Origin of the sequence: Albidovulum sp., from assembly GCF_049646345.1 — a bacterium.
Taxonomy (GTDB): Bacteria; Pseudomonadota; Alphaproteobacteria; order Rhodobacterales; family Rhodobacteraceae; genus Albidovulum.
The window spans coordinates 1-8,504 of sequence record NZ_JBARVQ010000794.1; the positions used below are offsets into that span (position 1 = coordinate 1).

The following is an 8,504-nucleotide window of genomic DNA, read 5'->3' on the forward strand; positions in this document are numbered from 1 at the left end:
GCGCGGATATCGCCGAGGATGTCGTCGGCGTCATTCAGTACGAATTCATCGACTGGCGCGAACGCAAGAACGCCAATGCGATCCTCGCCGACCTGCGCGTCGCGATGGAGGGCATTCCGGGCGTGGAGATCGAGGTTTCGGTGCCGGATGCAGGGCCACCAACTGGCAAGGCGATCCAGATCCGGCTGTCCGCAAGCAACCCGGCCGGGCTGAACGAAGCCGCACGCCAGATCGCGGATGAACTGGCCAAAGACCCCAACGTCATCGACATCAGCAATGGCCTGCCCCCGCCCGGCATCGACTGGGAAATCCGCGTCGACCGCACCGCAGCCGCGCGCTACGGCATTTCACCCGGCGCGGTGGGCGCCGTGGTTCAGCTTGTCACTGACGGGCTCAAATTGTCCGATTTCCGCCCTGCCGGGTCTGACGATGCGGTCGATATCGTCCTGCGCCTGCCGCCAGATCAGCGCACGATTTCCTCGCTGGATCAGCTCCGCGTCGAAACCGAGCAGGGCCCCGTCCCCATCGCCAACTTCGTCACCCGCGAAGCGGTGCCGACCACCGGCACCCTGACCCGCATCGACAGCCGCCGGACGGTGACGGTTCAGGCCAATATTCGCGAGGGTGTGCAACCCGATCCGATCCGTACGGCTGTTGCCGAGCGGCTTGCCGCTTCTGATCGTGAGGCGAACGGCATCCGTTGGCAGCTTGCGGGCGATGATGAAGAACAGGCCGAAGCAGGCGCCTTCCTGTCGAAAGCCTTCCTTGCAGCCCTGTTCCTGATCTTCGTCGTGCTTCTGGCACAGTTCAACCGCTTCATCTCGGTCGGGCTGATCTTCTCGGCGGTGATCATGTCGACGATCGGCGTTTTCCTTGGCCTGATGATCATGGGCCAGCCCTTCGGCATCGTGATGACCGGCATCGGCATCATCGCACTGGCGGGCGTCGTGGTGAACAACAACATCGTGCTGATCGACACCTATGATACGCTCCGCCGCGAGGGGATGGACAAGGTCGAGGCGATCCTTGAAACCTGTCACGAACGCGCCCGGCCCGTCGTACTGACAGCCGTGACCGCGATCCTCGGCGTCCTGCCCATCGCCTTCGGCTTCAATCTGGAGCTGCTGAGCCACGAGACGACCTATGGCGCGCCATCCACGCAATGGTGGATCTCGCTCTCGTCAGCCATCGTCTTCGGCCTGGCCTTCGCGACGGTCCTGACGCTGGTCGTGACCCCATCACTTCTGATGCTGACCTCGCGTGATCCACGCAAGTCTGACAGAGATACCGGCCCCGGTTACACGGGGTCCAACAACCACTGGTTCGGCCGCAGAAAGGCCGACAAGCCTGCGGAATGAACAAGAGCGCCGTCAGAGCTGCAGGAAGACAATCAGAAGCACGATGCCGAGGACTTCCAGAACGGCAAATGTCGTCAGAAACCGCTCGATCAGGCTGGCGGTGACCCTGATGCCGGTGCCGATCCCGCGGATGTAGCGGCAGGCGCTGCCGAATACCTCCTCGCAGCGCTTCGCCTGCTTTGGCCTGCGCAATTCGACCAAAGGCACCAGCCCTTCAGCCGTTTCTATTTCTGGAAGCAATCCGCTCCATTTCACGTTACTGGACACAAAATACTCTTTATTATTAGACTCTTACACAAACACCATTGCGCGCTTCCGGTGTGGCGGCAAGTTTTTCGACCAAATCCGTGCATATCGACGACACAAGGTCGCCAATCGGGTCAATGGTCTGACATTGGATCACACGGACGCGTCAATTTCGCTGAAACGGCCCCTGGATTTCAAATGCGCACCTTGGCGCAGGCCATTCTGAAACATGAAAGTTGGGGCAGGAATTGGTGTTTGGGGTCTGGTGGAGCAGAGGGGGATCGAACCCCTGACCTCGTCATTGCGAACGACGCGCTCTCCCAACTGAGCTACTGCCCCGCACCGGATGCTCATGTGGCCGAGAGAAGCGCTGATGTCAAGCGGATGGAGCGGCGATACGTGACAATTTTCCATCCGGACGGCCCACCGGGTATTGCCTTTCCGCATCCTCTCGGCGCAGACGGCGTAGCTATACCAGCCTCGGGTGTTCAGCCCCCGAACAGTCGTTCGTCACACCAGATTTTCGTGAACGCGCCGGAACAGCTCGCCTCGTTCCCGAACCCCTCGATCTGAAAGCGGGAATAGAATGCCCTGTCCTCGAGCCTTACATCAAAGCCGCCGCGGATCACATCGAAGCAATCCGATGGCCGCAGCTTGCAGCCGACAAGCGCGATGGTTGCCAATGGGTCATCGTCGGCCCCGATGTCCTTTTGGGCCACAGCCTGTTCGATCCGCGCCCGCAGATGCGCGTCGAAAGCCGCAATCCCGGGCCGTGTAAGCCAGGCCGCCCCCGCCAGAAGACCGGCCAGAACCAGAACCCAGAGAAACAACCGCATGGCATGGCCCTCCGCTGTCACACGGTCCGCTTATGCCGTGCGGCCCGGCATTCGTCGAGCCCCGATGACCGTTCGGGTTTTATCGCCCCGAAATCTGTCAGATCAAAGCGAAATGCGGAACCGCGCGAAGCCGTCAGGCCCGTCGCCCGCCGGTTCGATCGTCACGGCCTTCAAATCGCCGATATGCCCCTCAGCCTTCGGGCCGGTATCAAAGAGCACGCTTGTCCCCGGCAGGGCCTTGAAATGCCAGTTTGCATCGGCAGCCGGATTGATCGAGCCCTGTTCGACGATGTACCGCACGATGATGTCGCGGTTGGTGTCGGGCCCTTCAAAGATGATCGTATCACCCTTGGCACCCGGAAAGTCGCCCCCGCCCGAGGCCCGGTAATTGTTCGTGGCGATGACGAACTCCGCCGCCGGATCGACAGGCGATCCGTCATATGTCAGGTTGACGATGCGGCTGGCACCGGGGTTCAGATCCTCGCCCTTCGGCCCGTATTTCGAAGGCTGGCTAAGGTCGATCTCATAGCTCACGCCGTCAATGACGTCGAAATTGTAGGACGGAAATTCGGGGTCCAGCAGGATCTGATCCGCCTCACCCGGCGTGACCTGATTGAAGATACCGGCCGACCGTTCCAGCCAGTCCTTGAGTTGTGCGCCCGTCACCTTCACCGCACGGATCGTATTGGGATATAGGTAGAGGTCGGCCACGTTCTTGATCGCCACATCGCCGGGGGCCACATCGGTGTAATAGTCAGGACCGCCACGCCCCCCTGCCTTGAAGGGGGCCGCCGCCGAAAGGATCGGCAGGCCTTCATGCGCGGTGCCCTTCATCATCTCCTCAATGTACCATTTCTGGGCGATGGAGACGATCTGCACCGAAGGATCGTCGGCCACGAGTGCGAAATAGGAATGCAGCGGCGCTGAGGTCTTGCCCACCGCGCGGCGGATGTAATCAAGCGTTTCGTCGTGTTCCTTCTGCACCGAGGCAAGCACGGTCGGCACGCTCTCGACCAAAGCCGTGACCGATCGGTCCTCATTCCGTTTGGAAATCGGCCGCGCCTCGGTCGTGAAGCTGATCACGCGCCATTCGTTCCCGTCGCGTTCCAGCAGCAGATCAATCAGCCCCATATGTGAGCCCCAGAACCCTGCCATAACCGCCGGTTTTCCCGAGATGGTGCCCGTTCTCGCATCAACCTCGGCAAAGCCGTCATAGGCCGGCGAGGGGAAGACAAGGTGGCTGTGGCCGGTCATGATCGCGTCAATCCCGTCGACACGCGCCAGCGGAACCGAAGCATTCTCCATCCCGTCGGCGTGTTCGGCCCCGGCGATACCGGAATGGCTGAGCGCAAGGATGATGTCACAACCCTCTTCGCGCATCTGAGGCACCCAGGCCCTGGCGGTTTCGACGATGTCGCGGGTGTTCACCTTGCCTTCCAGATGGCGGCGGTCCCAGTTCATGATCTGCGGCGGCACGAAACCGATAAGGCCAACCCGGATCGGATGGTTTTTGCCCGCCCCGTCGGTGACTTCCCGGTCAAGGATGACGTAGGGCTTCAGCAGCGTCTCATCCTCGCGCGGGTTTGCGCCGAGTTTCTTTGCCACATTAGCCGAAACGATCGGGAACGCTGCCCCCGCGACCGACTTCATCAGAAAGTCGAGACCGTAATTGAATTCATGGTTGCCAAGCGTCGAGGCATCGAAACCAAGCGCATTCATTGCCTGGATGATCGGATGCGTGTCGCCATCCTTCATGCCCCTTTCATAGGCGATGTAATCGCCCATCGGATTGCCCTGAAGAAAATCGCCATTGTCGACAAGCATGGAATTGGTCGCCTCGGCCCGAATCCCCCCGATGATCGCGGCGGTACGGGCAAGGCCGACGGTGTCGACCTCTCTGTCGGAATAGTAGTCATAGGGGAAGACATGGACGTGGACATCCGTCGTTTCCATGATTCTGAGATGCGCCTGATTGATTGCGGCAAAGGCGGAATATGGATGCAGCGCGATCAAAGAAGCTCCTGCGGCGGTCTGGGCAAGGAATGTCCTGCGGGTGTGGGTCGGTCTTGTCGTTCGAGCCATGGAAGCCTCCCTTGTTATGATTTCTGGAGATCAAAGCAGGATACCACGACAGGCACATGAAACTAACCGCGCATGACGGCTGAACCACCTAAGCATGTTCGTACATATTACAATTACACCACCGGTTGCTCAACCTTGCCCCGACGTCAAGCGTCGGCGCATTTACAATCGGAACTGCGCCGTGCCACATCTGCGCCGGACGGAGGAGCGGATGCGGATCGCGGAAACGGTGACATTTGGCGGATCGGGGCTGGATCGCGCCGCCTGGATGCGGGCGAAGGCAGATGCGCTATCGGCCCTTCTGGACAATCCGTCGACGCGCATCATTCCGATCTGGCGGGGGAAGCCCCTTCTTGCAGGCATCGCGGCCGGTTGGGTTGCTCCGGGCCACCCCGTCATCCGCCATGCCACCGAAGCGCCGATCTTTCTTGGCCTCGACGGCGATCATGCCTGGTTCGCGCTCGATATCTCGGGCTGGGAACCACCGGATGATGCCCTGCCTCCGGACGGCGTGTTTCTCGACCCCAGCGAACAGCGCCACCCCGCCCTGCCCGACGATCACGGTTTTGTCGAATTGCGCACGGTCATGGCCAGCCTTCCGGCCCGCGACGCGGAACTGGTCGCAACCGGCAAGGCACTGCTTGCCTGGCATAGAAGCCACCGCTTCTGTTCCGCCTGCGGTCAGCCAAGCGCGGTGGTTGAAGGTGGCTGGCAACGCAGATGCCCGGCCTGCGGCACGATGCACTTTCCACGCACCGACCCTGTGGTCATCATGCTGATCACCCGTGGCAACAGGACACTTATCGGTCGTTCTCCCGGCTGGCCTGAGGGCATGTATTCCTGCCTTGCTGGTTTCATGGAACCGGGCGAGACGCTGGAGGCGGCAGTCAGGCGCGAAGTTGCCGAAGAAACCGGTGTGCAGGTTGGTGCGGTGCGCTATCTGGCCAGCCAGCCCTGGCCCTACCCCTCATCGCTGATGATCGGCTGCGCGGGCGAGGCAGAAACCGAGGCGATTACACTCGACCCGGTTGAGATGGAGGATGCTCTCTGGGTCAGCCGGGAAGATATGGCATCCGCACTGGCGGGGGAACACCCCACCATTCGCAAGCCCCGTACCGGGGCGATCGCGGGATTTCTGTTGGCCAACTGGGTTGCGGACCGGTTGGAATGACGGCAAAAGAATTCGGGCGAGGACGGGGAGGCTACAAGTGAAGTTCTCAACCAAAGAGGACATTGAGGCGCCCGCCGAGTTCGTTTTCGATGCTTTGGCGAATTTTCCGGCCTATGAACGGGCCGCATTGCGCAGGGGTGCAGATGTGACACGCGTCGACCGGCTGGCTGAAACCGGCCCCGGCCTGACCTGGAGCCTGCGCTTCCCGATCCGCGGCAAAATGCGCCGCATTGTCTGTGAACTGGAGCGGTTCGACCGGCCCGAAGCGATGGACTTTGTCGCCGAAAGCCCCGGCTTTAACGCGTCTCTGGTCGTCGGCCTCGTCGCTTTGTCCCGCACCCGCACACGGCTGGCGGTCGATCTTGTGATCAAGCCCCGGACACTTACGGCACGGCTGATGCTGCAATCGGTCCGGCTGAACAAGGCAAGCTATATGCGCCGGTTCCAGTCCAAGATCCAGAAATACGCGGCCGATCTGGAACTGCGTCACCTCGGCCCGCGCATGCCGTGATCGGTGTCAGTGCCGGCTGACATGGTCCGGATAGACCCCCAGAAGCGTCATCGAAGACGTGAAGTAGTCCAGCTCCTCCAGCGCGCGGCGCACATTGGCGTCGTCGGGATGGCCTTCGATATCGGCGTAAAACTGGGTGGCCGAGAATGATCCGTCGACCATGTAGCTTTCCAGCTTGGTCATGTTGACGCCATTCGTGGCAAACCCGCCCATACCCTTGTAAAGGGCTGCCGGAATGTTGCGGACACGGAACACGAAGGTGGTCATCATGCCATGATCGCCGCGCCGCTTCAGATCGGGCCGGCGCGCCATGACCAGAAAGCGGGTCGTATTGTGATCCGAATCCTCGATATGCCTGGCAAGAAGGTTGAGACCGTAGATTTCCCCGGCGAGTTCCGAAGCCAGGGCCGCGACCGACGGGTCACCACGTTCGGCCACATCCCGCGCCGCGCGGGCATTGTCGGAACTGACCCGGCCCTGAATGCCGTGTTCGCGCAAGAACGTCTCGCATTGCGGCAGCAAAACGAGATGGCTGTAGGCTTCCTTGATGTCCGTGAGTTTCGCCCCCGGCACGCCGAGCACGTTGATATGCACGCGCACGAAGGCCTCATTGACAATGTGCAGCCCACTTTCCGGCAACAGCCGGTGAATGTCGGCCACGCGCCCATAGGTGGAGTTTTCGACCGGCAGCATCGCCAGATCCGCATCGCCCTTGCGCACCGCCTGAATCGCATCCTCAAAGGTCCGACAGGGCAATGGCTCAAGCTCGGGATAGGCCTCGCGGCAGGCCTGATCCGAATAGGCTCCGGGCTCTCCCTGGAAAGCAATCCGTCCTGTCATGCGGGTGGCTCCTTGGCGACAGCCCGTCGGTCGGGCAATGTGCCGCGCTAACTATACCTTGAAACCCGGTAGGGGAAGCGGATAGATACGCCGCAAATCTATGCCATGGTGAGGCGCGACATGTTCGACACGATGACTGTAACGAAGGCTGGCGGCGCGCTCTGCGGCGCATTCCTGATCTTCCTTCTGGGCAAATGGGCGGCCGAGACGCTTTATCACACGGGCGCAGTCGCCCACGGCGATGAGGAAGTGGCCCAGGCCTATGTCATCGACACTGGCGCTGAAGAGGGCGGTGATGCCACCGCAGAAGAGGGCCCGGACTTCGCGACCGTTCTCGCCTCGGCCGACGCAGGTGCAGGCGAAAAGGTCTTTGGCAAGTGCAAGGCCTGCCACAAGGTTGACGGCTCCAACGGCACCGGCCCGCATCTCGACGGCGTCGTGAACCGCGCCGTGGGCAGCGTCGCGGGCTTTGCCTATTCCGACGCGATGGCGGGTCATGGCGGCAACTGGGATCCGGAAACGCTGAGCCACTTCATCGAAAACCCCAAAGGCTTCGTGCCCGGCACCAAGATGTCCTTTGCGGGTCTGAAGAAGATCGAGGACCGGGCCAATCTTGTGGCCTATCTCCAGTCTCTCGGCGGCTGATCGTCACCGCATGAAATGTCATTGGGGCTGCCCGTCCGGGCAGCCTTTTTCTTTGGCTCACGGTAAAGCTCACAAATTCGCAACTTGAAGCCCGCCCCCGCGGCGTTCTAGCTTCCCTAAAGCAGAACGGACGCGTCCAGACGCGCGTAACGGAGGACTGAATGGGGATTAATCGTATGAAGTCGGATGCCGCCAAGGCTTTTACAGCCAACGATCTGAGACGACGACTTATCACCTTCGGTTTATCGGTTTTCCTTTTCTGTGGTTTCGGTTCGACGGTTGCAGCCCAAGATAACGTTATCACATCCCACGGAATTTCGACTTTCGGCGACCTGAAATACCCCGCCAACTTTGCCCATTTCGACTACGTCAATCCTGACGCTCCCAAGGGTGGGGAAATCTCAGAATGGACCTCGGGTGGGTTCGATTCGATGAACCCTTACACCATCAAGGGGCGCTCGGCCGCGTTGTCGACGATCATGCTGGAAAGTCTGCTGGAAGGGACAGCAGACGAGGTTGGCGCCGCATATTGCCTTTTATGCGAAACGATAGAATACCCTGAAGACCGCGCCTGGGTGATCTTCAACATCCGTCCCGAGGCAAAGTACTCGGACGGCACGCCGGTCACGGCCGGGGACGTGGAGTTTTCTTACGAGACGTTTCGCGACAAGGGTCTTTCGAGCTTCCGCGCCGTATTGTCCCAGCAAGTCGAACAGGTCGAAGTGCTGGACACCCTTCGCGTGAAGTTCACCTTCAAGGCGGATTTTCCCAAACGCGATCTGATCCAGTCTGTTGGCGGGCTGCCGGTCTTTTCC

General features: G+C 60.7%; 9 protein-coding genes and 1 tRNA gene. 5 read left to right on the forward strand and 5 right to left on the reverse strand.

Translation table 11 applies throughout. The annotated features are described in order from the left end of the window. On the forward strand, positions 1–1,358 hold a 1,358-nt coding region (locus WBB85_RS20835), incomplete at its 5' end, for an efflux RND transporter permease subunit (protein WP_432640497.1). A gap of 12 nt (positions 1,359–1,370) precedes the next feature. On the opposite strand, the gene WBB85_RS20840 is transcribed toward WBB85_RS20835, so the two are convergent. The 4 genes from WBB85_RS20840 to WBB85_RS20855 all read right to left on the reverse strand — a co-directional run bounded on the left by WBB85_RS20840 (position 1,371) and on the right by WBB85_RS20855 (position 4,522). Beyond that, the gene (locus tag WBB85_RS20840; protein WP_432640498.1) at positions 1,371–1,625 is read right to left on the reverse strand and encodes a hypothetical protein; all 255 of its coding nucleotides are present in this window, start codon (positions 1,623–1,625) and stop codon (positions 1,371–1,373) included. A gap of 242 nt (positions 1,626–1,867) precedes the next feature. Continuing rightward, positions 1,868–1,943 (reverse strand) — tRNA-Ala (locus tag WBB85_RS20845). Between the two features lie 149 nt (positions 1,944–2,092). Then, positions 2,093–2,440: a hypothetical protein gene (locus tag WBB85_RS20850; protein WP_432640499.1), complete on the reverse strand. Its 348-nt coding sequence runs from the start codon at positions 2,438–2,440 to the stop codon at positions 2,093–2,095. Positions 2,441–2,542: 102 nt separating this feature from the next. Then, complete coding sequence (locus WBB85_RS20855; RefSeq protein WP_432640500.1) at positions 2,543–4,522, reverse strand: bifunctional 2',3'-cyclic-nucleotide 2'-phosphodiesterase/3'-nucleotidase; 1,980 nt, start codon at positions 4,520–4,522, stop codon at positions 2,543–2,545. Positions 4,523–4,733: 211 nt separating this feature from the next. On the opposite strand from WBB85_RS20855, the gene nudC reads away from it, so the two are divergent. Beyond that, entirely contained in the window at positions 4,734–5,693 is a 960-nt protein-coding gene (gene nudC / locus WBB85_RS20860) for an NAD(+) diphosphatase (protein ID WP_432640501.1), read from the forward strand. 37 nt (positions 5,694–5,730) lie between these two features. Beyond that, the gene (locus tag WBB85_RS20865; RefSeq protein WP_432640502.1) at positions 5,731–6,204 is read left to right on the forward strand and encodes an SRPBCC family protein; all 474 of its coding nucleotides are present in this window, start codon (positions 5,731–5,733) and stop codon (positions 6,202–6,204) included. Positions 6,205–6,210: 6 nt separating this feature from the next. Here the strand turns inward: WBB85_RS20865 and WBB85_RS20870 are convergent, their stop codons facing one another. Next, positions 6,211–7,044, reverse strand: coding sequence for a prephenate dehydratase (locus tag WBB85_RS20870; protein ID WP_432640503.1), 834 nt, complete (start codon positions 7,042–7,044; stop codon positions 6,211–6,213). Between the two features lie 120 nt (positions 7,045–7,164). Between WBB85_RS20870 and WBB85_RS20875 the strand changes: the two genes are divergently transcribed. Next, a complete protein-coding gene (locus WBB85_RS20875) occupies positions 7,165–7,689 on the forward strand; it encodes a c-type cytochrome (RefSeq protein ID WP_432640504.1) in 525 nt (174 codons plus the stop codon). A 161-nt stretch (positions 7,690–7,850) separates the two neighbouring features. Then, positions 7,851–8,504 (forward strand): ABC transporter substrate-binding protein (locus tag WBB85_RS20880; protein WP_432640505.1); only part of this gene is annotated, 654 nt, incomplete at its 3' end.